Source organism: Enterococcus innesii (assembly GCF_022846515.1).
Lineage (GTDB): Bacteria > Bacillota > Bacilli > Lactobacillales > Enterococcaceae > Enterococcus_D > Enterococcus_D innesii.
The window spans coordinates 2,660,719-2,685,338 of the sequence record NZ_AP025635.1 but is presented as its reverse complement, the minus strand read 5'-3'; the positions used below and the strand labels follow the sequence as shown (position 1 = coordinate 2,685,338).

Annotated in this window: 23 protein-coding genes; 4 read left to right on the top strand and 19 right to left on the bottom strand. The window is 43.3% G+C overall.

Going from position 1 to position 24,620, the window contains the following annotated elements; translation table 11 throughout:
• Positions 1-307: 307 nt before the first annotated feature.
• From glnA to ENLAB_RS12515, 6 genes are all read right to left on the bottom strand, one after another.
• A complete protein-coding gene (gene glnA, locus ENLAB_RS12540; RefSeq protein ID WP_005225167.1) occupies positions 308-1,648 on the bottom strand; it encodes a type I glutamate--ammonia ligase in 1,341 nt (446 codons plus the stop codon).
• 59 nt (positions 1,649-1,707) lie between these two features.
• Positions 1,708-2,088, bottom strand: a complete 381-nt coding sequence (locus ENLAB_RS12535) for a MerR family transcriptional regulator (RefSeq protein WP_005225166.1) — start codon at positions 2,086-2,088, stop codon at positions 1,708-1,710.
• Positions 2,089-2,378: 290 nt separating this feature from the next.
• Positions 2,379-3,623 (bottom strand): GTPase HflX, encoded by a 1,245-nt coding sequence (gene hflX / locus ENLAB_RS12530; protein WP_005225165.1) that lies wholly within the window; start codon positions 3,621-3,623, stop codon positions 2,379-2,381.
• Positions 3,620-4,537 (bottom strand): tRNA (adenosine(37)-N6)-dimethylallyltransferase MiaA, encoded by a 918-nt coding sequence (gene miaA, locus ENLAB_RS12525; protein ID WP_244351364.1) that lies wholly within the window; start codon positions 4,535-4,537, stop codon positions 3,620-3,622. Before miaA ends, hflX begins: the two co-directional genes overlap by 4 nt.
• On the bottom strand, positions 4,534-5,283 hold the full coding sequence (locus ENLAB_RS12520; protein ID WP_016611940.1) for a glycerophosphodiester phosphodiesterase: 750 nt from the start codon (positions 5,281-5,283) through the stop codon (positions 4,534-4,536). The genes miaA and ENLAB_RS12520 overlap by 4 nt, the downstream gene beginning before the upstream one ends.
• Positions 5,284-5,506: 223 nt before the next feature.
• Positions 5,507-6,025, bottom strand: coding sequence for a hypothetical protein (locus tag ENLAB_RS12515; protein WP_244351362.1), 519 nt, complete (start codon positions 6,023-6,025; stop codon positions 5,507-5,509).
• Between the two features lie 175 nt (positions 6,026-6,200).
• Here ENLAB_RS12515 and clpP point away from each other — a divergent pair, with 175 nt between their 5' ends.
• Entirely contained in the window at positions 6,201-6,791 is a 591-nt protein-coding gene (gene clpP, locus ENLAB_RS12510; protein ID WP_005225161.1) for an ATP-dependent Clp endopeptidase proteolytic subunit ClpP, read from the top strand.
• 61 nt (positions 6,792-6,852) lie between these two features.
• On the opposite strand, the gene ENLAB_RS12505 is transcribed toward clpP, so the two are convergent.
• The 3 genes from ENLAB_RS12505 to ENLAB_RS12495 form a co-directional block, all read right to left on the bottom strand.
• The gene (locus ENLAB_RS12505) at positions 6,853-7,446 is read right to left on the bottom strand and encodes a gamma carbonic anhydrase family protein (protein ID WP_439711689.1); all 594 of its coding nucleotides are present in this window, start codon (positions 7,444-7,446) and stop codon (positions 6,853-6,855) included.
• A gap of 62 nt (positions 7,447-7,508) precedes the next feature.
• Positions 7,509-9,266 carry an ABC transporter ATP-binding protein gene (locus ENLAB_RS12500; RefSeq protein ID WP_005225159.1) on the bottom strand — a complete coding sequence of 586 codons (1,758 nt, stop codon included), beginning with the start codon at positions 9,264-9,266 and terminating at the stop codon, positions 7,509-7,511.
• Positions 9,263-10,996 (bottom strand): ABC transporter ATP-binding protein, encoded by a 1,734-nt coding sequence (locus tag ENLAB_RS12495; protein ID WP_010747462.1) that lies wholly within the window; start codon positions 10,994-10,996, stop codon positions 9,263-9,265. Before ENLAB_RS12495 ends, ENLAB_RS12500 begins: the two co-directional genes overlap by 4 nt.
• A 401-nt stretch (positions 10,997-11,397) precedes the next feature.
• Here ENLAB_RS12495 and ENLAB_RS12490 point away from each other — a divergent pair, with 401 nt between their 5' ends.
• Both ENLAB_RS12490 and rnjA read left to right on the top strand, forming a co-directional pair.
• Positions 11,398-11,610, top strand: a complete 213-nt coding sequence (locus tag ENLAB_RS12490) for a DNA-directed RNA polymerase subunit epsilon (protein WP_244351360.1) — start codon at positions 11,398-11,400, stop codon at positions 11,608-11,610.
• 1 nt (position 11,611) lies between these two features.
• Positions 11,612-13,291: a ribonuclease J1 gene (gene rnjA, locus ENLAB_RS12485; protein ID WP_244351358.1), complete on the top strand. Its 1,680-nt coding sequence runs from the start codon at positions 11,612-11,614 to the stop codon at positions 13,289-13,291.
• 100 nt (positions 13,292-13,391) lie between these two features.
• Here rnjA and ENLAB_RS12480 read toward each other — a convergent pair whose 3' ends face one another.
• From ENLAB_RS12480 to ENLAB_RS12455, 6 genes are read right to left on the bottom strand one after another with little or no spacing between them, the layout of a single operon-like run.
• Positions 13,392-16,481: an alpha-mannosidase gene (locus ENLAB_RS12480; RefSeq protein ID WP_244351356.1), complete on the bottom strand. Its 3,090-nt coding sequence runs from the start codon at positions 16,479-16,481 to the stop codon at positions 13,392-13,394.
• Between the two features lie 57 nt (positions 16,482-16,538).
• Positions 16,539-18,086 carry an extracellular solute-binding protein gene (locus tag ENLAB_RS12475; RefSeq protein ID WP_244351354.1) on the bottom strand — a complete coding sequence of 516 codons (1,548 nt, stop codon included), beginning with the start codon at positions 18,084-18,086 and terminating at the stop codon, positions 16,539-16,541.
• A gap of 39 nt (positions 18,087-18,125) precedes the next feature.
• On the bottom strand, positions 18,126-18,728 hold the full coding sequence (locus tag ENLAB_RS12470; protein WP_244351352.1) for a DUF624 domain-containing protein: 603 nt from the start codon (positions 18,726-18,728) through the stop codon (positions 18,126-18,128).
• A gap of 39 nt (positions 18,729-18,767) precedes the next feature.
• On the bottom strand, positions 18,768-19,661 hold the full coding sequence (locus ENLAB_RS12465; RefSeq protein ID WP_244351349.1) for a carbohydrate ABC transporter permease: 894 nt from the start codon (positions 19,659-19,661) through the stop codon (positions 18,768-18,770).
• A gap of 10 nt (positions 19,662-19,671) precedes the next feature.
• Entirely contained in the window at positions 19,672-20,634 is a 963-nt protein-coding gene (locus ENLAB_RS12460) for an ABC transporter permease (protein WP_439711699.1), read from the bottom strand.
• 12 nt (positions 20,635-20,646) lie between these two features.
• The gene (locus ENLAB_RS12455) at positions 20,647-20,901 is read right to left on the bottom strand and encodes a helix-turn-helix transcriptional regulator (RefSeq protein ID WP_244351345.1); all 255 of its coding nucleotides are present in this window, start codon (positions 20,899-20,901) and stop codon (positions 20,647-20,649) included.
• A gap of 159 nt (positions 20,902-21,060) precedes the next feature.
• Here ENLAB_RS12455 and ENLAB_RS12450 point away from each other — a divergent pair, with 159 nt between their 5' ends.
• Complete coding sequence (locus ENLAB_RS12450; protein ID WP_244351343.1) at positions 21,061-21,399, top strand: helix-turn-helix domain-containing protein; 339 nt, start codon at positions 21,061-21,063, stop codon at positions 21,397-21,399.
• 55 nt (positions 21,400-21,454) lie between these two features.
• Here the strand turns inward: ENLAB_RS12450 and ENLAB_RS12445 are convergent, their stop codons facing one another.
• The 4 genes from ENLAB_RS12445 to ENLAB_RS12430 form a co-directional block, all read right to left on the bottom strand.
• Entirely contained in the window at positions 21,455-21,655 is a 201-nt protein-coding gene (locus ENLAB_RS12445; protein ID WP_005225155.1) for a cold-shock protein, read from the bottom strand.
• A 200-nt stretch (positions 21,656-21,855) separates the two neighbouring features.
• Positions 21,856-22,548, bottom strand: coding sequence for a RadC family protein (gene radC / locus ENLAB_RS12440; RefSeq protein WP_140966238.1), 693 nt, complete (start codon positions 22,546-22,548; stop codon positions 21,856-21,858).
• 82 nt (positions 22,549-22,630) lie between these two features.
• Positions 22,631-23,305: an HAD family hydrolase gene (locus ENLAB_RS12435; RefSeq protein ID WP_077454034.1), complete on the bottom strand. Its 675-nt coding sequence runs from the start codon at positions 23,303-23,305 to the stop codon at positions 22,631-22,633.
• On the bottom strand, positions 23,298-24,611 hold the full coding sequence (locus ENLAB_RS12430) for a bifunctional folylpolyglutamate synthase/dihydrofolate synthase (protein ID WP_086293326.1): 1,314 nt from the start codon (positions 24,609-24,611) through the stop codon (positions 23,298-23,300). The genes ENLAB_RS12435 and ENLAB_RS12430 overlap by 8 nt, the downstream gene beginning before the upstream one ends.
• Positions 24,612-24,620 lie beyond the last annotated feature (9 nt).

Sequence of the window (24,620 nt, the reverse complement as noted above, 5' to 3'; positions counted from 1 at the left end):
AAACTTTCTACTTTTTAAGGTTCATTTTACTTTGACGGTCTATGCTAACGTTATACCAAAACTATTTTTCTTCCTCTTACCAGTCCTCGCCCGACTGGTATTTTTTATTTTTTCTCAATGGTCAGGCAAGATTTACGCTTCTTATAGACAGAACCGCTTTAGCTTCGCAAGGTTTTTTCTGCTCAAGCTTTGATCAAGTAGCTATTGACTATCGGAAATAAATAAACCGAGAATCATTAGGATAAAAGCTGAGTTCATCATAAAAAAACCGCTAGATTGTTTATCTCTAGCGGCTTTTTTTTCGATTTTAATAGAGTTCCAAGTATTGTTCTCTTTCCCACTCGGAGACTGTTTGGCGGAAGGCTGCCCATTCTAATCGTTTTGCTTCGACAAAGTTGGCATAGATGTGTTTGCCTAAGGCATCGATCATCACTTGGTCTTTGCGCAATGCTTTGATGGCATTGTGAATCGTTGATGGCAGATCTTCGATTTGTGCTTCTGCCCGTTCTGTTTCGTTCATGATGTAGATGTTGCGGTCGACAGCTGGTGGTGGTGTCAACTCACGTCTAACGCCATCAAGTCCAGCTTGCAGTAAAACAGCCATGGCTAAGTATGGGTTGGCTGATGGGTCAACCGAACGCAATTCCAAACGCGTTGACAAGCCTCTTGATTCTGGTACCCGGATCAGTGGTGAACGGTTGCGTCCTGACCACGCTACGTATACAGGCGCTTCGTAACCTGGCACTAAGCGTTTGTAAGAGTTGACAGTTGGATTGCAGACAGCTGTGTAAGCACGGGCGTGTTCAATCAAACCGCCTAAGAAGTGATACGCTGTTTGGCTTAATTGCATTGGTCCTTCTTCATCAAAGAAGACATTTTCATCGCCTTTGAACAAGGACATGTTGCAGTGCATGCCTGAACCGTTGATGCCGAATAATGGTTTTGGCATGAAGGTTGCATGCAAGCCGTGTTTACGAGCAATAGTTTTCACGACAAGTTTGAAGGTTTGGATGTTGTCACATGCTTCCACTGCATCCGCATATTTAAAGTCGATCTCGTGTTGCCCTGGTGCCACCTCATGGTGAGACGCTTCAACTTCAAAGCCAAGGCTTTCTAATTCTAATACGATATCGCGACGGCAGTTTTCCCCTAGATCGGTTGGGGCAAAATCGAAGTAGCCGCCTTTGTCGTTTAATTCAGTTGTGATTTCGCCTGCTTCATCTAATTTGAATAGGAAAAATTCTGGTTCTGGTCCAAGATTGAAAGAAGTAAAACCAAGGGATTGCATGTCCGCTAATGCCCGTTTTAAGTTGCCGCGAGGGTCGCCTGCAAATGGGGTGCCATCTGGATTGTAGATATCACAGATCAAGCGAGCCACTTTGCCATGTTCACTTTCCCAAGGGAAGATCATCCAGGTCGACAAATCAGGATATAGATACATGTCACTTTCTTCAATACGGACAAATCCTTCAATAGAAGAACCGTCAAACATCATTTTGTTTTCCAGTACTTTATCTAATTGGCTTACAGGTACTTCAACGTTCTTGTTTGTTCCTAAAATATCAGTAAACATCAAGCGTAAAAAGCGCACGTTCTCATCCTTTACGATTTGTTTGATGTCTTCGGCAGTTCTTTCAAATTTTGGCATAGTATCCCTTCCTTTTTCCCAATTCTTTTTTTATATCACAGCAATGATCTACAAGTGTTCTACATTCGTGGACCTTTTTGCTGGTATGGCTGTTGTTGATTCAATCCACCTTGAGCCAAGAGTTCATCATAAAAAATTCGACGAACATCTTCATCGGTCAGCGGCGGTTTGTTCTTCGCTTCTTTTTCTTTGGCAACTTTCATTTCATAAACTCGTTTGATCCCAGCCATGTTCAGTCCATCGGAAAGATAGTCTTTGATCTCTAGCAAGGTATCAATATCATTCAGCGAATACATACGTCGATTGCCATCGCTGCGTTCCGGGTGAATCAATTCTTGTTCTTCGTAATAACGAATTTGACGGGCGGTGAGATCGGTCAATTTCATGACTGTTCCGATAGGAAAGACTGACATTGAGCGCCGCAATTCTTTTTCCCGCATAACTTGGCTCCCCTCCGTTTCAATGATGCTGCGTAACTTTATGGAAACTATACCAATTCTTTTTTTGCGTGTCAACCCCTCATGTTAGAAAAAGTGACATGAATGCAAATTTTTTTGATTTTTTCATTAGGTCCTTGATTTGATCGCATGTTCAAGCAGTCCTTTTTCTGGAAGAAATGATGCTTTAGCCAAAAACGTTCGGGTTTTGCACTCGAAGGAAGCCAAACCACTTATGCTCCCATAATTTTGTCACCAAAAAAAAAACGGTGCATCGGCTGCACCGTTTCTGCTTATTCCTGTTCTTGCGCCATTCTGCGTAGTGGATAGGTATCCTCCAGCGCAAATCCTTTGATATGATAGGTCTGTGTTGCTTCATCGAAGGCATTACTCAACACTAGTGACTCCCGTTTTAAGCGATTCAGCGCATTGCCTTCATCGGCTTGCAGCACTAGATGATAAGGCTGCATGATCTGCATCAATTCCATTTTGATCGCCTGAGTCAAGCGTTCTTTGCCTTTGGTACTCTTTGCCGAGATCAAGACGTTGGGAAATAGTGTTGGGACAAACTGATCGGCGTCGATGCGATCCGCCTTATTGTAGACCGTCAACATCGGTAATTGGGTCAAAGAAAGTTCCTCCATTAATTTTAAGACCGTCTCCTCTTGCTGGACCCGTTCTTCGGAACTGGCATCGACGACATGCAGCAAGAAGTCCATGTTTTGACTTTCCTCCAGTGTGGAATGAAACGCATCGATCAATTGAGTCGGCAATTCTTGGATAAAACCAACCGTATCGGTAATGGTGACTTCGAATCCTTCTGGCATCCGCCAGCGTTTCGTCAAAGGATCGAGTGTCGCAAACAACTGGTCTTGCTCATACGTATCCGCACTGGTCAAAATGTTTAAAATAGTTGATTTTCCAGCATTGGTATAACCAATCAAGCCCATTTGAAAGACTTGGCTGTCTTTGCGCTTTTGGCGTGTCCGGTCTCGATGGGCTGCCACTTCCTTCAATTCCCGTTTGATGATGGTGATGCGGTTGCGGATGTGTCGACGATCAGTCTCCAGCTTGGTTTCCCCTGGCCCTCTCGTTCCGATTCCGCCCCCTAGCCGAGACATGTTCTTTCCTTGCCCTATCAAGCGTGGAAGCAAATAATCCAGCTGCGCCAATTCTACTTGCAGCTTTCCTTCTTTGGAACGGGCACGCATCGCAAATATATCGAGGATCAGCTGGACGCGATCAATCACTGGCACTTCTAGCGCATCACCAATCAACTGGCTTTGCCTTGGTGTCAGTTCATGATTGAAGATCACTAGATCTGCTTCATGTGCTTCTGCCAACTGCTGCAATTCCGCAACTTTCCCCTTGCCAATCACGGTTTGTCGATCGACTTGCTGCCGTTTTTGCACCAGTGAAAAAACAACTTCGCCATTGGCGGTTTTTGTTAAGCTTTTCAATTCTTTCATTGACGAATCAAAATGAAGATAGTTTTTCTCCGTTTCTACTCCGACAAGAATCACACGTTCTTGGCTCATCTTTTCTCCTCCAACCATTGGTCGATTTCTGTTTCAAGGGTACGTTGTTCTTCAGGTTGTCTCACTAAATCAATCCATCGGGGCTGTGCTCGGTTATTGAACCACGTCAGCTGCCGCTTGGCGTAGCGGCGTGAGTTTTGCTTGATTTGCTCAATGGTTTCATCCAATGTGGCCTGCCCGTGAAAATAGGGCAAAAATTCCTTGTAGCCGATCCCTTTGGCGGCTTGCGTTTCTGGATACTGCAAAACAGCTTTTGCTTCTTCGATCAAGCCTTGATCCATCATTAAGTCCACTCGCTGATTGATTCGCTGGTATAACACTTCTCGCTCAGTGGTTAAACCAATCATGAAGAAATCGTACAAAACTTGCGGTGTTTCTTTTGGTGCAGCAATACTTTCGCCAGTCATTTCAAAAACCTCCAACGCACGAATCACTTTCCGCTCATTGTTGTAGTGGATCTTCGATGCTGCCAAGGGATCGACCGCCTGCAACTTTTGCCATAGAGCTTCTTTGCCGATGGCTGCTGCTTCTTGTTCATAGCGCTGACGAATCGTTGGGTCGCCTTCTTCTACTCCTAAACGAAAGTCATACAAAAGCGCTTGGATGTATAGTCCTGTCCCCCCCACAACGATCGGCAACTTTCCTTGTTGCTGGATCGTCTCAATGGCTTCACGTCCCATTTGCTGGAAATCAGCGGCAGAATACGTTTCCGTCATTGCACGAATATCGATCAAATGATGAGGAATCCCTGCCATTTCTTCCTTCGTCACTTTGGCGGTACCGATATCTAATTGTCGATAAATTTGCATGGAATCCCCGCTGATAATCTCCCCATGGTATTTTTGAGCTAATTGGATACTCAAGGCGGTTTTACCGACTGCGGTCGGTCCCACGATCACTAAGACTTTTTTCATCCTTTTGTTTCCTCGCGGACCTGCTGCACAATTGCCCGAGCGTTTTCTGGAAAATCGGTGATGATCCCGGTCAACCCCAAAGCCAAGCAGGTGCGAATCGCCGCTTCTTCATTGACAGTCCACGGACGGATCGCAATCGGAAAATCAGTCAAGACCGTCGCTGTCTCTTGGACCCAGCGATAGGCCGGATGAATTCCTTCGATATACGGTCGGCTGAGCGCCAACGGTGGTTTGTCTTCCCCGCGTCCCATAATAAAATCAAGGATCGCATCCGGTTCGATCGCATGCATCCGATCCAAAGTCTCGATATTGAAGGAACAATACCAATGAGTAAAGGGCCATTCTTGGCTATTCAATAAGTCGGATACTTTGGCTTCGATTCCTTCATACTCATAATGATCGGTTTTTAATTCGATCGTCAAAATACCACGATAATTCTTCGCTGCAAGTAAATCCAACACTTCTTTTAGCGTGGGGACTTTGGCGGCTTGGAATTCCTCAGAAAACCAGCTGCCAGCATTGAGTTCTTTTAGTTCAGCAACCGTCAGGTCACAGATCCGACCTTTGCCGTTGGTCGTTCGATCAACCGTTTCATCATGCATGACAATCAAGCCGCCATCTTTTGATAGATGTACATCTAACTCAATGATATCAGCTTTGACCCGCACCGCTTCCGCAAATGCTGGTAGCGTGTTTTCAGGTCGGTTGCCGCTACTCCCGCGGTGGGCAACGATTTGTACCATCATTCTTTCACTCCATTCTCACTCTTTATTTTACCATGGAATCTGCTAGAACCAAAAAGCCTCTGTTTGTTTCGAACCTCTTAATAAATAATAGCGCTTTGTTTCGGTCAAAGAAAAACACCCTTACTATGATCGCAGTAAGAGTGTGTGTGATCAGTTAAAAAAGCGCAACCGTCGATACTCTGGTACGGTTGCCTTAACCAAGGCAAATGGCTGACCAGTAGGATCAAATCGTTTTTGAAAAATACGTCAACGGTTCGCTCGTCATGTTTTTCATTTGGTTTTTACGCTCATTGACCATTTCAACCAATTGATCAAGGAAATTTTCCATAATGATCCGACCGCCTTTATAGGTATACCCACCGATCTTAACGATTTCCTCTGGGGATAAAATCACCCGACGTGTCCCGATTTTTTTGAAAAATTCTTCCAAGAAAAAATTCGGTAGATAAAAACTGTTTTGCGCCGCAAAAGATTGTAGATAGGCAAAATCATCGATGGTGATATAACAGTCGTCAAAGGCATCAAAGCTGACATACTCATCCATCAGCATGACCCGTTTTTGTAGAATCTCACTGATTTTTTGATTCAATAAAACCAGCGTTTCGATTTCTTTGACTTTATGCTCCAACAAACGGCGTTGTTTTTCTTTTTGTTCCTCATACCGAATGCGTAAATTAAAAATGATGGTTACTAACAATGCGCCCACTAAGACGCCGATCAAACCTGCTATTGCTACTGCCATTCTTCGATCCTTCCTCATTCCTTTTTTCATATTGTATCATATTTGAAAGTTTCGCAAAAAAGATAACGAACTTTTTATTTGACCTTTCTTGACCTAATCGGTATACTATCTCTTAGATATTGCGAAAACTTTATGCTAAACTATATCTATAACGATTTTTAGGAGGACTATCACTATGAATTTAATTCCTACAGTCATTGAACAATCATCTCGCGGTGAAAGAGCGTATGACATCTATTCTCGTCTATTAAAAGACCGGATCATTATGTTGAGTGGTCAAGTAACCGATGACTTAGCAAACTCAATCATTGCTCAGCTTTTATTCTTAGACGCGCAAGATTCTGAAAAAGACATCTACTTGTACATCAACTCGCCGGGCGGAAGCGTTACTGCTGGTCTAGCGATCTTTGATACCATGAACTTTATCAAAGCCGATGTTCAAACCATCGTTATGGGGATGGCTGCTTCTATGGGTTCATTCTTATTGACCGCTGGTGAAAAAGGCAAACGTTTTGCGTTACCAAATGCCGAAATCATGATTCACCAACCATTAGGTGGCGCACAAGGTCAAGCAACTGAGATTGAAATTGCTGCCCGCCACATTTTGGCAACCCGCGAACGTCTGAACAAAATCTTGTCAGAACGTACTGGTCAACCAATCGAAGTGATTGAACGTGACACCGATCGCGACAACTTCATGACCGCACAAGAAGCCAAAGACTACGGCTTGATCGACGAGATCATGGAATCAAACAAATTGAAATAAGCTTGCATAAAAAAGGTGTACGAAGCAATTCGTACACCTTTTTGCGTCTTTGGATTCGGCGTCAGACTTCGCCATATTGGCCTTGTTGGTAAGCATACCCATTTTCCACGTAATGCGTGATGTTTGCCTGATTTTTGGCGATTTCTTCTTCTGTCAACGGGCGGATCACTCGTGCCGGACGACCAAACGCCAACACATTAGGCGGAATGACGGTTCCTTCCGTCACTAACGAACCGGCACCTAACAAACTATTTTCGCCGATCACTGCATGATTCAAAACGATCGAGCTCATGCCGATCAGCGCCCCTTTTTTGATGGTGCAGCCATGAAGCATACACTGATGCCCAACAGTCACATCGTCTTCCACGATCGTCGGGGCATCGTGATCAACGTGGATGATCGTTCCATCTTGAATATTGGTACGCGCGCCGATTTCGATGCGATTGGCATCGCCTCGAATCACTGCTTGAAACCAGACCGTACTCTCTTTTCCTAGAGTCACGTTTCCTACGATCGTCGCATTTTTTGCCACAAAACAAGGTGTTCTTTGCAACGAGGCGGGCGAAACTGTTTTGTGGGTTTCATTCCCTGATTGTTCTTTGTCCATCAACTTCTCCTTCCAATCCATAAAGGGATCTGCGCTTTCTTTTTTCACTATAGCACCACCCTTGCGACAATGCAAAAAGAGCGCCAGTCAGACTGGACGCTCTTTTCGGCTTACTCGGCTTCTTCTGAAAATTGACTTTGATACAGTTGGCTATAAAAGCCGCCAGCTGCCAACAAGGTTTCGTGATTGCCTTTTTCAATGATCGATCCTTGATCCATTACTAAGATCAGATCTGCTTCACGAATCGTTGACAAACGATGGGCGATCACAAAGCTGGTACGACCTTCCATCACTTTATCCATTGCTTTTTGAATCAGCGCTTCTAAGCGGGTGTCCACCGAACTGGTGGCTTCATCGAGAATCAAAATCTTTGGATCAGAGATGACTGCCCGGGCGATGGTCAACAATTGTTTTTGTCCCAAAGAGACATTATCGCCTTCAGAATTGATGATCATCTCGTAGCCATCCGGCATCGTACGAATGAAGTGATCGACATTGGCGGTTTTCGCTGCATCAACGACTTCATAATCGGTGGCATCTAATTTCCCAAAGCGAATGTTGTCGCCGATCGTGCCTTCATACAACCATGCATCTTGTAAAACCATCCCAAACAATGAACGGACATCATGACGTTCCATCTTCTTCGTGTCGATACCGTCGATCTTGATGGCCCCTTCATTGACATCATAAAAACGCATCAACAAATTGATCAAGGTGGTTTTCCCAGCACCTGTTGGTCCCACGATCGCCACGGTTTGTCCAGCTTTGACTTCAAAGTTCAAGTCTTTGATCAACGGTTTTTTCGGATCATAGGCAAAGCCGACATGTTCAAAGGTCACGTCGCCTCTGATTTGTTCTGGCAATTGGATATCGGTTTGATTGACTGGCTCTTCTTCCTCATCTAATATTTCAAAGACCCGTTTTGCTGCTGCTGAGGCACTTTGCAAGACAGAAGACAACTGGGTTATATTCCCCATTGGCTGACTGACTTGCCAGATGTATTGAATGAACGCTTGCAGCTGACCAACAACGATCACACCGCTGATTACGTAAAAACTACCCATGACTGCCATTGCGATATAGGTAAAGTACGCGGTCATTTGCACCAGTGGCATCATCAATCCTGACACAAAGGCAGAACGAAAGCCGTAATAGCGCAACTGGTGGTTAACGTTTTTAAACCCTTCAAGTGTTTGCTTTTCCCGTCCATACACTTTCAAGACACTGAATCCAGTCATGTTTTCTTGTACGTAGCCGTTCAGATCCCCTAACGCATTTTGCATGCCTTGGAAGTCTTTTTGCGACTTTTTGACGATCGTGCGAGAAATCAATAAGGAGGCTGGGATCATGATCAATGAAACCAATGCCATGTAGGTATTGATGTAAAACATCATGGAAACCGCCATAACGATTCCTAAGAAGGCATTGACGATACCGATCAAGGCTTGCTGCATTGCACCGCTGACGGCATCCACGTCATTGGTCACCCGTGACAAGATATTCCCTTGTTGGTTGCGGTCGAAGTAAGAAACGGGCAAACGATTGATTTTTTCTTCAATGTCTTGCCGCAGATCTCGCATCGCCGATTGGACAACGTTGGTGATCAGCAGCCCTGACATCAATTGTGAGAAACAGTAACCGACACCAACGACTGCGATCCAGATCAAGCAAAGGATCACGTAATCAAAATTAACGCCTTCGCCTGCAGCGATGTTGCGGCTGATCTCTGTCGTCGGCAATCCAGAAACATATGGCATTGCCGCATTGAAGCCGACGGTGGCAACAGTAAACAGCAAGACTAGGATAAATTGTACTTTGTACGGTTTGATGTAAGCACCTAACCGTTTTAAAGAAGAGATTGCTTTCATTGTGCCAACTCCTCCTCTGATAATTGTGACGCCGCAATGTCGTAGTATACTGGACAAGTTTGCAGCAGTTCTTTGTGGGTGCCGATGCCAACCACATCGCCTTCGTTCAAGACGACGATCTTATCGGCATTCATGATCGTACCTACTCGTTGAGCAACGATCAAAACGGTCGATTCTGTGGTTTCTTTTTTCAAGCGTGCCCGCAATTTTGCATCCGTTTGGTAATCCAATGCAGAAAAACTATCATCAAAAATATAGATCTCTGGTTGGCGGATCACCGCACGGGCAATCGCTAGACGTTGTTTTTGTCCGCCAGAGAAGTTGGTTCCGCCCTCTGCCAAGTGAGCATCAAAGCCATCTGGTGTGCGAGAAATGAAATCTGCCGCTTGCGCAATCTCGGCCGCTCGTTCCAGCTCTGCTTGCGTGGCATCTTCTTTCCCATAGCGCAGATTTTCTGCGATCGTCCCTGTAAATAGCAACGCTTTTTGAGGGATAAACCCGATCTTGTTGCGCAACGTCGTTAAGCTGTAATCCCGAACGTCAACGCCATCCACCAAGACTTGGCCTTCACTGACGTCGTAAAAACGTGGGATCAATTGGATCAAGGTTGATTTCCCGCTCCCGGTACTACCGATAAACGCCACGGTTTCCCCTGGTGAAGCGGTAAAGCTAACATTACGGATCACTGGACTTTGGGCATGTCCTGGATAAGCAAAGGTAACATTTTTAAATTCCAAGAAGCCTTTCGTCTTAGTTTCTGTCACTGGCTGTTCTGGCTCTTTGATTTCAGAAGTCGCATCTAACGCTTCTTGGATTCGGCGAGCAGAAACCGCCGCTCGTGGATACATCGTAAAGACGGTCGCAAACAGCATGAAAGAAAACAGCGCATGGAAGATGTATTCGATAAATGCAATCAAGTCACCGACTTGCAGCTGCCCTTGATCGATTTGAATACTTCCCGTCCAAATAATCAAGATCATCACGATATTGAATAAGAAGAAAAAGCCCGGTTGTGCCGTTGCCATCAAGCGAAACAAACTGCGAGAACTAGACGCATAGGCTTGGTTGACTTTGCCAAAGCGTTTTTCTTCAAATTTTTCATTGACGAAGGCACGGATCACTCGTAAACCAGAGAGATTTTCCCGCAAGATGCCATTGATTTTATCTAGATTGGCTTGTTGTTTGGTGGATAAGGGTTCCGAGATTTTGGCAATGGCGATGACGGCCATCAGCAATATCGGCAATGCCCCCAAGACATACAACCCTAGTTGTGTACTTGTCCGCATGACCATGTACAAGCTGACCACAAACATCATGGGTGTCATCAAACCCGTCCGTAAGATACTTTGCATAAACAGCATGATTTGATACGCATCATTGGTCACACGGGTGATCAATGATGAAACCCCGATTTTTTCATATTCAGTATGTGAATAGCCTTGGACTTTTTCAAAAAGATCGTCACGAATATCTGCCACAATGTTAGTGGTGATACGTGACGTGAAATAGCCTAACAAAATGTTCATCGTGATCCCCACAATGGTGATCGCGATCATCGCCGCACCCATTTTCCATATGTAGTCGCGATCACCAGCGGCGATCCCTTTGTCGATCATTCTTGCCAATAACGTCGGCAAACCTAATTCAATCAAAATAAAACCAAAAACACAGATGAAATTAAAAACCAGCAGTTTTTTGTTTCTCATCGTATAGTGCCACATTAATTTCAAAAAATCCCCTCCTTTTTTACTTCATTACTTCTACTATAGCATAGGAATATTCTTATTGTAATGCACTATCAGCGAAAAAAAGTAAACTTCGAGGATAGTCCTTTCATTTTCTTTCAGTAAGCCTTTTCAAAATGACGTGTTTCTATACTTATTCGTTTTTCTGTGATAAACTAGGGATACTTGTAGTGGAACGACTTACAAACCCGGTGAATTTTTTATGACGACATTTGGAAAGCAAAGACGAGGCTTTCTCTTTTTTCTCACAACGATTGTCTGAAAAAAGCATGCAGCGGCTCTCGAAGCCTTCTTTTCAGGTCACTTTATTCGGACCTCGATTTTGTGATGCAGCGAATTCATCAACCAAATAGACTACTGCGAAAAGCAGATAAAGGAGAAAAGATATGATTTACAAAATTTATTACCAAGAAACAAAAGACCGCAACCCAAAGAGAGAACAAACCCACTCTTTGTACATTGAAGCAGACGATGCAGTGATCGCACGCCGTCTGGTTGAACAAAATACCCCATACAACATCGAGTTCGTTCAAGAACTAGATGAAAAACATTTATCTTACGAAAAAGAAAACGCTGATTTCAAATTAGCGGAGTTTTAAGATGAAAGTTTCGCTGAAAAATAATGAGACTGGCGTATTCGGCGTCGGTGGACTTGGCGAAATCGGAAAAAACTGTTATGGGGTTCAATTTCAAGATGAGATCATCTTAATTGACGCGGGAATCAAATTCCCCGAAGATGAACTGCTTGGGATCGACTATGTCATTTCCGATTATAGCTACATCGTTCAAAATTTACCGAAAGTCAAAGGCTTGATCGTCACTCATGGTCACGAAGACCATATTGGCGGAATCCCTTACTTGTTGCGAGAAGCCAATATCCCGATCTATGCGGGACCATTGGCACTTGCTTTGATCACCAACAAATTAGATGAGCATGGCTTATTGCGAGACGCAGAATTACACGAAATCAATGAAGATACGGTGATTCGTTTCCGTAAAACGTCCATCAGCTTCTTCCGAACGACCCACAGTATCCCTGATGCTTTAGGTGTCGTTGTCAAAACGCCTTCTGGCAATATCGTCGCAACTGGCGATTTCAAGTTTGACTTTACGCCTGTGGGCGAACCAGCAAACTTGCACAAAATGGCAAAAATTGGTGAAGAAGGTGTCCTTTGCCTCCTTTCCGATAGTACCAATGCAGAAATTCCAACCTTTACCAAATCAGAAAAAACGATCGGCAGCTCGATCCAAAAGATTTTTGAAAAAATCGATGGTCGGATCATTTTTGCCAGCTTTGCCTCCAACATTTTCCGTCTCCAACAAGCTGCAGATGCGGCGGTTGCGACTGGACGTAAAATCGCCGTTTTTGGACGCAGTATGGAAAATGCGATCGTCAACGGACAGCGCCTTGGCTATATCAAGGTGCCGGATGGAACCTTTGTAGAATCTCATGAGATCAATCGTTTGCCTGCAAACGAAACCATGATCCTTTGTACGGGTTCACAAGGAGAGCCAATGGCTGCTTTGAGTCGGATTGCCAATGGGACCCACCGTCAAATCCAAATTCATCCAGATGATACCGTGATTTTTTCAAGCTCACCGATCCCAGGAAATACCACGAGTGTCAATCAGCTGATCAACTTGCTGTTGGAAGCTGGCGCAAACGTGATCCATGGAAAATTGAACAACATCCATACTTCTGGTCATGGTGGCCAAGAAGAACAAAAACTGATGTTGCGTCTAATGAAACCAAAATTCTTTATGCCTGTCCACGGGGAATTTCGGATGCTGAACAACCACACCCAATTGGCACAAGATGTCGGTGTACCAAAAGAAAATTGTTTCATTATGGAAAATGGTGACATGTTGGCCTTAACGGCGGATACCGCTCGCTTGGCTGGTCATTTCAATGCCAATGATGTTTATGTTGACGGCAGCGGTATCGGTGATATCGGAAATGTCGTCTTACGAGATCGTCGCATTCTTTCAGAAGAAGGCCTCGTCTTAGCAGTAGCGACAGTCGATGTGGCGAAGAAAGAAGTCCTTGCTGGACCAGATATCCTTTCGCGTGGGTTTGTTTACATGCGAGAATCCGGCGAGATGATCAACGAAGCACAGCAGATCCTCTTCCGTGCGTTGCGGGAAGTCTTGAACCAACCAGACCCAACAGAGCACAAATTAAGAGAAGCGATGTCATCGGCTTTACAGCCATTCCTATTTGAAAAAACCGAACGTCATCCAATGATCCTTTCAATGATCATGACGCCGGATGATTTATAGTCACAAAAAAAGCATTTCTCTAACAACTGAGAAATGCTTTTTTTTTCGTATATTTTAATGATGAGTGCTTTAGTCAATACCCAGGTTTGAGAATCATCAACTATACCGTTTTATCGTCAATTCGCCGAATACGAAGCGTTTTCACCTCATATGGTGTTAAGGTAACATCCATTGGTGCGGATTGCCAAGTACTTGCTGCTTCTTCCATCATATTGGTTTCCTGCCACTGGATTGTTCCTGATCCGTGATACTTCAAAGAGAAGCGTCGATCTGCACCGAGATGATCATAACATCGCAAGATCCACCCTTCTTGATCTTCGGCTTGTTTCAATGTATCAATGACAAGTCCTTCTTGTGAATCTAATTCGAACGGCAGAATATCATGACTAAGGTGCGCTTGTGTTAACGGTGCATTGATTTCCCATGCCTCTTCCACAACTTTTCCAAAAGCAAAATCGCCTTTATGAGGAAATAAACTATAGGTGAACTGATGCTTGCCAATATCCGCCGTCGGATCAGGATAGATTGCTCCTTTTAGTAAGGAAAGACGCATTTGACTGCCTTTGATATCATACCCATATTTACAATCATTCAAAAGTGCTACACCGCGATCCCCTTGAGAAAGATCCGCCCATTGATGGCCAACGGTTTCAAACTTGGCAATATCCCAGCTTGTATTCCAATGGGTCGGGCGTTTAACATTGCCATGCTGAATATCGAAGACCGCTTCTGAAGTACGAATGTTTACATCAAATTTGACTTTCAGCAACTGCTGCCGTTCTTGCCAATCGACTTCTGTAACAAAATCGATCCGTTTGGTGTGCTGATAAAAGAAGATTTTCTGTTTCAGTACCGACTCTCCGATTTCACACTGATGCTCGAGGATCGTAAACAAGGCGTTGTTTTCGATCATCTTCAGAGTACTGCTGCTTAACTCGGTCATTTTTTCCTGATAAAACAGATCAATGTCCCAAGCATCAAAGTTGATTGGCTTATCTTCAAACAATTGGAAGACATTTCCTTCACCAGAAAGAACTTCTTGTTTGGACTCTTTGTCAAAAATACGGATCAGACGGCCAGCATTATTCCATTCTACTTGATAGAAATCTGTTTCTAAACTGCGGCTGTCAGTGTGATACGCAACTGCTTTTTTTGATGGAAGCGCAAGGAAGCACTCTTCAAGCGGACGTACACTAAAAGCTGGTATTTCTGCGTATTTGTAGATACAAGAATCGGAAACAATGCCCGCTTCTGCAGTCTGCCCATTTTCCGTCTGCGTCATCTTCACTAATGTCTTTCGTTGCCAGCCAGCTGTATTCACTAACACGTGTTGCCCGTTTTCTGTATGAAGCGCTTCTTGCAGCCGCTTCAGATGGGCATAATCTGTTTGTGCTTCTTTTTGATAATCTTGATAGACTTCTTTAATGGAGGAGCCGGGAATGATATCATGAAATTGATTTTTTAAAACATTTTTCCACAATTGCTCAAATTCAGCTGCCGGGTAAAGACGGTTGGCAGTCAAGGACTGGAGACTATACAAACACTCCAATTCCCGAAGCTTGATCTCAAAGAAGCGATTCATTTTTTTAATATACGCTTGAGATGTATATGTCCCTCGGTGATACTCCAAGTACAATTCTCCATCCCAAAGCGGCAGCTGATCTTTTTTCGCTCCAATGGTTTGATGGAGCGTTTCAAAATAGGCATCTGCTCGGCCGGTTTCGACTGTAGGTAATCCTGGAATGGAAGCCATTTTTCGGCGATTTTCCAACATTTCGCGGGTTACACCACCCCCGCCATCCCCATGTCCATAGGAAATCAACAAATGCTGATTCAACGGTTTGTTTTGATATGCTCGATAAGAACCTAAAACGGTTTCCGGCGATAAAGTGCCATTATACGTATAAAACCAATTAGACTTTTCAGTCCAACTTCCACCGCCGGGAACCGGTGTCGTGATAAAATGGGTCAGAATTTCGGAACCATCCAATCCTTTCCATAAAAACGTATCATTCGGCATCCGGTTGTACTGATTCCAGCTGATCTTCGTAGTCATAAACGTTTTGATCCCGCTTTTTTTCAAAATCTGCGGCAACGCCCACGAGTACCCGAATACATCAGGCAGCCAAAGATACGTACTGTCTTGCCCGAACTCTTCTTTAATAAATTTTTTTCCATACAAAATTTGGCGGACCAATGATTCTCCACTAGGAATGTTGCAATCGGCTTCGACCCACATGGCACCATCAACTTCCCAACGTCCCTCTTTTACCCGCTCTTTGATCTGCTGGTAAAGGGCCGGTGCATCTTCTTTTAAAAATTGATACAGCTGCGGCTGAGTTTGTAAAAAGACGTATTCAGGAAATTCTTTCATTAACTTCAGTACGGTGGAGAAACTGCGAATGGCTTTTTCACGAGTATGTTTCAACCGCCAAAGCCATGCCAAATCGATGTGCGTATGACCGATAGCTGTTACCTGGATCAAATCATTTTTTGGCAGTTGGTCAATTTGTTCTTGCAAAAATGCCAATGCTTGATGAACACTTTCATAAAATGTCTCAGATCCTTTTTTTCGCCAATCTACAAGCAACCATGCCTCGTTTAATACTGACAGCAGACGATATCTGTACTCATGATCTTCAGCCAGCTGTTTCACAGTTTCTAATATCATTTTTGAAAGATAATAAAAATCATTCGTATTCGCATCTAGATAGCCTAAGAATGCTTGGTTCAATTCATGAGTCAACAGCCGTTCTTCTCCGCCGCCTTCAAGTCCTGACCATAATTTTACACTCAGTTGCAGCGCTTTTCCGCACTCTTGCGGTTCTAATAGGTATTCTTGATGGTTTGAATCGATTCCTTGGACTGGCTGACCATCAATGTAAAGCAGGGATTCAAATCCTGAATTCGTCCCGCCACCGGTTTTCCCAAAATCTAATACCAGTGCGTTGCATCCTTGATTCGGAACCTTAACGGTTGTCTGCAACCACAAATAGCGGTCTCTTCCTTGCCAGCGATCCCCGATATGCAGGGTTCGATTTCCTAAAAAATCAACTGGCGGCTCGGTTTCGCTTTTGATGTGATCTTCTTGAACGTACCACGTTTCAATCACTTGTTTGTTTCGGTAGCGCAATGTCTCCATTTCTTGGATACGCCGCATTAGTTTGACTTCTTGCATAAAAAAATCCATTGCTGTCCTCCTGTTTTAAGTCCCTTCACCTATATCTCTTGACCGTTTCTCAGCAGACTAGTCTGCTAAGAAACGCTGGAATTGCTCACGACGGATTTCCAATAAACGCTGAGCGCCGATTCGGTCAAGCTGTTCAATATAATCGTCCCAGTTAGAATCAAAATTCCATTCACCTGTGACAAATTTTACTCGTGATTGCTCGACGAAGGTTGAAATATCGGTCGAAAGCGTGGAAAGTTCCGCGGCTTCTTCTTCTGTTGCCATAAAGTTCGGCAGCAAATACTCAGGCATATATTCTTCTTTGACATCATCATAAACAACCGGCTCTTTGCCAAAGGCAATATCACGAATCTCTTGATCCAATTCTGCATAAGGGAAAAATCCACCATAGACATTGTCCACCCACTGGAAGGCTCCTAGTTGCGGACCATTGTGGTAATTCAAAATTTCATCAACGTAAACCATATTTCCGTCTTCATCAACTTCATACGTCACGCCTTCTTCCCCCAGGTAAGCAAAGATCTGACCTTCTGGGCTATAAAAGAAGTCGACCCATTCCAAAAGAAGTCCTGGGTCTGGCGCATCTTTCGTTACGATAAACGAGGCTGTACCAGAGACAGGTGGTTCAGTGTAAAGAGTCTTATCGCCATAAGGTCCTTCGATCACATTAATTGGTGTATAGGTTTCTGGTCCGAAAGGTCCAATAAAATCCGGGTCAACCCATTGGAATAACCCTACTTTATCTTGAGCTGCATCTGCACGCCACTTATCATCATCAACTCCCGCAAATGATTGACTGGAAACCAGTCCTTCTTCGTATAGTTCTTGCAGATACATCCAAACTTCTCGCATCCGTTCATGATTGATCGTTAGTTGGAGTTCCTCTTGGTCGTCTACGAATAACATATTGCCCATCGCTTGACGTCCACCAGTTCCTAGTCCGTAAGAAGCCATGATAATTTTCTCAAAACCGCCAGCTAACCAGCCACTAGGCATGTAGTATCCTTCACGACCATCTCCGCTGTTGACAAATGCGCTCAGAACATCTCGCAGTTCTTCTGTTGTTCGTGGTACATCCAGTGACAATTCATCCAACCAATTTTGATTGATATACAGTCGAACAGTCCGTCCCCCACTCATTGGGTCTAATGACATATACGGCAAAGAGTAAATATGCCCATCAGGTGCCGTCAATGTTTTTTTGACGACCGGATTTTCATCTAAAATCTTTTGCAAGTTTGGTGCATGTTCAGCAATCAGATCTTCTAGAGGAATAAAGAGTCCTTGCTTGCCGTACTTAACGATCTCATCGTTACTCCATCCAGTTTGATAAAATGCGTCTGGGAGATCCCCAGATAAGATCAAGTTTTTCTTTTCACCAAACTCTTTTACTTCTTCCCATTCCACTTTGATTCCTGATTTCTTCTCATACTCTTGCCACATCCATAAATCTTCGCTTTTCGGACGAACATCTGTGAAATCATTTCGTATTAAATGGATTTTTGGCATTTCATCTCCAGCGGATTCCTCCCCACCGTCAGATGATCCGCAAGCGGCTAGTAAAAAAAACAAAGGCAACAAAAACAACAGTTTTCTCTTTTTCAAAAAAACACTCCTTTTATACTATTCCCACAACAGACAACATTAAAAATAAACATCTTTCATTTTGGTGAATTTTAAAAAAAATACATACCCAATACAATAAGCGGGCAATCCAATTCCCAGACATAAACCAAGAAATGGATACAAAAAATAAATCGTACCAATAGTTCCCACAATCATGACACCCATCAAGGTTTGAAGTGGACAAATAAAAATGAAGGCTAGCGGCTGTAGCAGTATTCTGAATTTATCCAAAGAAAAATAGGCATGAACCGGAAAAAAGACCAGAAGCAGCAAAAACAACAGCAAGAAATTAGCACGGACGGTAAACTCAAAGAAGATATTTACTACAATTGCTTCTCTCATTAGAAAATAACTGATCAAAAGCAGCGTCAACAGAGCGAAAGCAATCAACGAGACTTTATTATTTTTTCTTTTATTCTGTCGATAGTATTTGCGAAACATCGGGCTGGTGGGTGATTCATCCTTGCGCAAAAGCCGTTGGCGAAGACAATCATAGACAGAGATTGTTGCTGGGATAATACTTAGAAGAATGCCTCCGGACAGCACATAGCGTAGCCACAAAAAATTCAGGATCATCATATAAAAAAGCAACTCGCAAAGGGTATAGATTTTTTGACTCATCCTTATTCCTTTCCTCTTAAGAAGGTTTCAATAAAAGAGTTACCCTTTGATTGATCCGACTAAGATACCTTTTTCAAAATACTTGGCTACGACAGGATAAAACAACAAGACCGGTAGACTGGAGACGATGACGACACTGTATTTTAAGGTCATTTTCAGCATCAACAATTCTGACTCTGCGCTTCCTGCAATTACTTGGTTCATATCTTGACCAAATTGACCTTGCACTAAAATCTCTCTTAAAATGATTTGCAAAGGATAACGCGCACGATCTTGCAGATAGATCAAGGCATCAAAGTAAGAATTCCAGCGGCCAACACCATAAAACATGGCCATTACCGCAATAATCGGCGTTGCCAGTGGCAAAACAACTTTCCACAAAAGCCAAAGGTCATTAGCACCATCGATATAAGCGCTTTCAATCAAATCATTAGGGATGTTTTGACTAAAATACGTACGCATCAAGATCATATTGTAGACACCCAGAGCCCCTGGCAAGATCATCACCCATAAGCTGTTAATAATTCCTAATTGCTGATTGACCAAATACGTGGGAATCAATCCGCCGCTAAAAAACATCGTAATGGTGAAAAATAATGTTATAATTCGTTTTCCTCTTAAACCCGGTCGAGATAACGGGTAGGCTGCCACTGTAGTCACAATTAGATTGATTATCGTCCCTAGTACTGTGTAAAGTACGGCATTTTTGAAGCCAACCCAAATATCGGTGCTTTTCAAAACCTCTTTGTAGCCTTCAATATTGAATCCACGGGGATACAATAGCAACGGCACTTCATAGATCCGTGTCGGATCGCTAAAGGAAGCATTGACCACGAAAATCAATGGGTATAGAATAATGAGAGAAATCACACTGACTAATATAATATTTATGATCGTGAATAATTTATCTCCTTTCGTTACTGCACTTTTCATCTGTTTCCTCCTACCATAAACTTGACTCATTTGTTTTTTGAGCAATTTTATTCACTGCGAATAAAACAATGAAATTAATCACGTTGTTAAACAATCCTACTGCTGCTGAAAAACTATATTCCCCATTAATGATCCCCATCTTATAGGTATACGTCGAAAGTACTTCCGATGCCGCAAGATTAGATGCATTTTGAAGTAGAAAGGTTTTTTCAAATCCTACAGATAGAATACTTCCTGTCGCTAAAATCGTAGAGATAATGATTGTCGGCATGATGGAAGGAATCGTAATATTTTTGATACATTGTAACCTCGAAGCACCGTCTAAGTAAGCGGCTTCATATTGATCCGGCGAAATTCCTGACATAGCTGCTGTATAAATCAGCGTTCCCCAGCCAACGCTTTGCCAAACCCCGGACCAAACATAAATATGCGGAAACCACTTCGGACTTCCTAGAAAATCAATAGCAGAAAAACCAAATGTTTCTAGTAGCATGTTGATCATGCCGTCTTGTGTTGAAAAGAAAAACTGGACCATTCCGATCACTACTACAACCGAAATAAAATTAGGAATGTAGGAAATCGTCTGTACAGTACTTTTAAACCATTTACGGTTCAATTCATTAAATAGCAACGCTAAAATAATCGGCAGCGGCACACTAACGAGTAAACTGTATAAGCTTAAGCGCAGCGTGTTGACTAAAATTTCTACAAAAAAATAGGAAGCAAAGAATCGTTCAAAGTGTTTCAATCCCACCCACGGGCTCCCCAAAATGCCAAATGCCGGCGAGTAATCTTTAAAAGCGATCATCACTCCATACATGGGCCAGTAATTCCAAATCAAAACAAAAATAACTGGAATGATCAGCATGACATATAGCCACTTGTGTTTTTTCAAGTCTTTTTTTAATGTAGAAAAATAGTCGGATTTTTTAGTTCCTCCTGATGGTGCCGGCTGACGGCTTTTTACAAACATGTTTTCAGACATCTACTGTGTTCCCTCCTTGTGCTGGACGAGATTCTTCTGCTCTCCTATACGTGTCGTTTCGTTACATTCAGGAGTAAAAAAAGAAGTCCATTCAAACTGGAGGACTTGCCCGATCCGCTTAGCTACATCGACACTTGGTCTACGTTTGCCCCGCTCGATCATATTGTAATACGTTCGCTCAATATCAGCATCTTTTGCAACTTGGTCTTGTGTCATTCCCCTTTCCTCTCTTGATTTTATCAACCACTCCCGCATAACTTCACTCCCTCCTTATTATGTATCGATATGACACATTTTAATTATAGGTAACCTTTCGTTACTTGTCAATATCATAAATGTAACAAAAAGAAACCAGCATGAAGCTTTTTTTCTTCGTAACGCTATGTTACTATCACTGAGAAGGCAGGTGTCATTATGTTTCCCTGTGTTATTAAAGAATTACGATTGAGAAAAAATTTTACACAACAAGAAATAGCAGAACGAATCGGCATCACACGCCCTGCGTATACCGCTTATGAATTGGGAAAAAGAGAGCCCGATTTCAGTACATTACAAGCGTTAGCCGATTTATTTGGTGTATCCACAGATCAGCTTTTAGGAAGAGAGTCCGCTGCTGCTCCATTTGCTTCAGAAAATAGTTGGATCGTTGCTTCAGCTATAGATGACTCGATTTCTCCGGAAGGGATTCAAGAAATCCTATCTTTTATTGATTACATTAAATCACGGGAACAGAAAAAAAAGACCATCAATTGATGGTCTTTTGGGTTTTTGATTTCAAAGTGTTCTTACTGGCAGTTTGTTTAAAAGCTTACGCTTTGTTTACGTTAACTGCTTGAGGTCCACGATCAGAATCTTCCACGTCGAAAGTAACTGCTTGACCTTCTTCTAAAGTTTTGAATCCTTCACCTTGGATCGCTGAAAAATGTACAAATACGTCTGTACCGTCTTCGCGAGAGATAAAACCAAACCCTTTTTCAGCATTGAACCATTTTACTGTACCTTGTTCCATTATAAAAAAACCTCCTCGTGCATAAGCACTTAATTATGTGTAACATTGCCTTTGTGCGATAGAGGCCTAACGTGCGTTTCAACATCTATTCAGCAAACAAAATTACAATAATATTTTACACTTGCCCGTATTTTTTTGCAAGACAGACGATTAGACAATTCACCTTTATTTTTAATAATGTTCGCAAATTAGCCGTTGTGTCAGCAATTTTCTTGTTGCCAGAGGCCTTCTTCTCGCAAACTAACATAGGCATTGTCGCCAATAATCAAATGATCTAGTAGTTCGATCCCCATCAAGTCCCCACATTTGATCAAGCGGCGTGTAAACAGTAGATCTGCCTCCGAGGCTTGAGGACTTCCACTTGGGTGGTTGTGAACGACGATCACACGTGCGGCGCTATAACGTACCGCCCAATGAAAAATCTCCCGTGGGTGAGCGATCGACTGATTCAACGATCCGATGAAGATCGTCTTTTTTTGAATGATCTCATTCTTGGTATTCAAATAAATTCCTAGCAAGTGCTCCTGACGAAAGTCTTTTAATTCTTGGATCAGCTGATGAGCGATCGCCATACTGGAGTTGATCTTGCCGTACTTTGGTTGAACAGACCGCTGGATTCGCACGCCTAATTCAACCATCGCTTTGATCTCAATGGCTTTGATTTGTCCGACGCCACGAATTTCTTGTAATTCATCGATTGTCGCTTCTTTTAATTCATACAATTCTTCAAAACGATTCAAGACACTAGCCGCTAATTCCAAGACATTTAGGGGCCGTGAGCCAGTTCGCAACAAAATGGCCAATAATTCTTGATTCGATAGGGCATCAACTCCATATTCTACTAAGCGCTCTCGTGGAAACGAGCTTTGGGGAATTACTGTTTCATTGATCATAAAAAAACTCCTTTGCGTCGGTCTAATAAGAAATACGCAAAGGAGAAACTATTTGATTCCGATGCTTTTTAAAAAATCGCCATTAGAAAGAAAAAGCCGTTTCTAAAAAATCTGGGACATCCTCTAGTGAAGGCAAGACTTTCAAGACTTTTTCTTCAATGATGGTCGTCGGCGCGATCAAATCGGGAATCATAATGACTGAGATCCCTGCCCCATGAGCAGCATGAATACCGTTAGCCGAATCCTCAAGGATCACCAATTCTTCTTTTGGTACCGCCAATAATGCGTGGGCTTTTTCAAAAATCTCAGGATCTGGTTTTGCCCGTGTGACATCATCAAAGCAGACGATCTCAGGAAATTCCGCCGTTAAGTCCGCTGCTTCCAGCAAGGTGTCGATCACTTTGCGCTGGTTACTTGACGCCAACACTCGAGGAATCTTTTTCTCATCAAGATAATGCAATAACTCATGGATCCCTGGCTTCAATTCAGCCTCGCCCCGTTGGAACATTTCCAACGTTTGCTGAAAAGCCGCTTGAATAAATTCTTCAATCATCTGATGACCAAAGGCCTCATCGAACCGTTCATGATAGGCGGCCCAAACTTCTTCATCCGAAACACCTACATAGGCTAGATACAACTCTTTTGTATAGGGAATACCCATTTGATCCGCCACGATTTGAGTTGCTTGGTAGTAGAGCAGCTCCGTGTCAAAAATCAAGCCGTCCATATCGAAAATCACACCACGTAACTTAGCCATTTCTTCCTCCTATTGCCAACAACAATTCACGAACTTCTGAAACAAAATACAAGGATCCTGTCACCAGCAGCAAATCTTCATTGGTCATTTTTTCTAATAACTCTGCCAAACCAAACTGCCATAAAGAAACCGTCGAGATTCGTTTGTTATCGAGTTCCTGATAGCCGTCTGCCAAATGCAGTGCCTTGGGAAAATCAAAGGTCGTTAAATAAATCTCGGCTTGGGGAATCGCCAGCAATTGCTGAAGCATCTCATTGACGTTTTTAGTTTCTAAGGCTGAGAACAGCACATGGATGCGATAGTCGCTGAACTCTTCTTTCATTGTATCTACTAAACGAGCCATGGCGTGTACGTTATGGGCACCATCGATAATCACTAGTGGCTCACTACTGATTCGTTCCATTCGGGCGGGCCAATAGGCTTTTCGCAAGCCATTGCGAATCTCTTTGGCTGAAAACGGCAGTTGTCGTAGGTCGCAATACAGGCTGTACAATTGGATCGCCACACCGGCATTTTCTGGTTGATGGCGGCCTAACATCGGCGTTTTCAAGCCTTTGATTTTGCCATGCTCATTTTCAAAATCAAACAACTCGCCCCACTCTTCATCAGGATGACGATAGGTCACACGGTACTCTTGCCCTGCATGATACGCAGGTGCCTGTGCTTCTGCAGCTTTCAAATCGATCACCGAAAGCGCACTTTCAACGATATTGCCAGTAACAAGGGGTGTTTGTGGCTTAATGATCCCTGCCTTATGGGCAGCGATTGCTTCAATGGTATCCCCTAAGACATCCATGTGATCCATGCCGATCGTCGTGATCGCGGTCAAAATAGGAGAAATAACGTTGGTACTATCTAAGAGTCCCCCTAAGCCAACTTCAATAATCGCAACATCGACCTTTTTTTCTTCAAAATAGCCTAATGCCATAGCGGTAATGATCTCGAACTGGGTAATGCCCGTCAACGTTTCATCGCGATCAATTTCAGCAACCAGCGGCTGGATTTTTTCCACCCAAGCGACCAAGTCCTCATCTGATATAAATTGTCCGTTGATTTCGATTCGTTCATTGAACGCTTCAATGTGTGGGGAAGTAAAGGTCCCCACTTGCTGCCCAGCTTCTTCTAAAAGACTGCGCAAATAACTGACGGTCGATCCCTTGCCATTCGTGCCGGCGATATGGATCATGGTCACCTTTTTTTCAGGATTCCCCATCCGTTTTAATAATGCTTCGACACGCATCAATCCGGGTCTTTGCCCAAATGTCAAACGCGAATGGATCCACGCTGTTGCTTCTTCGCTTGTCATCTCGCTCAC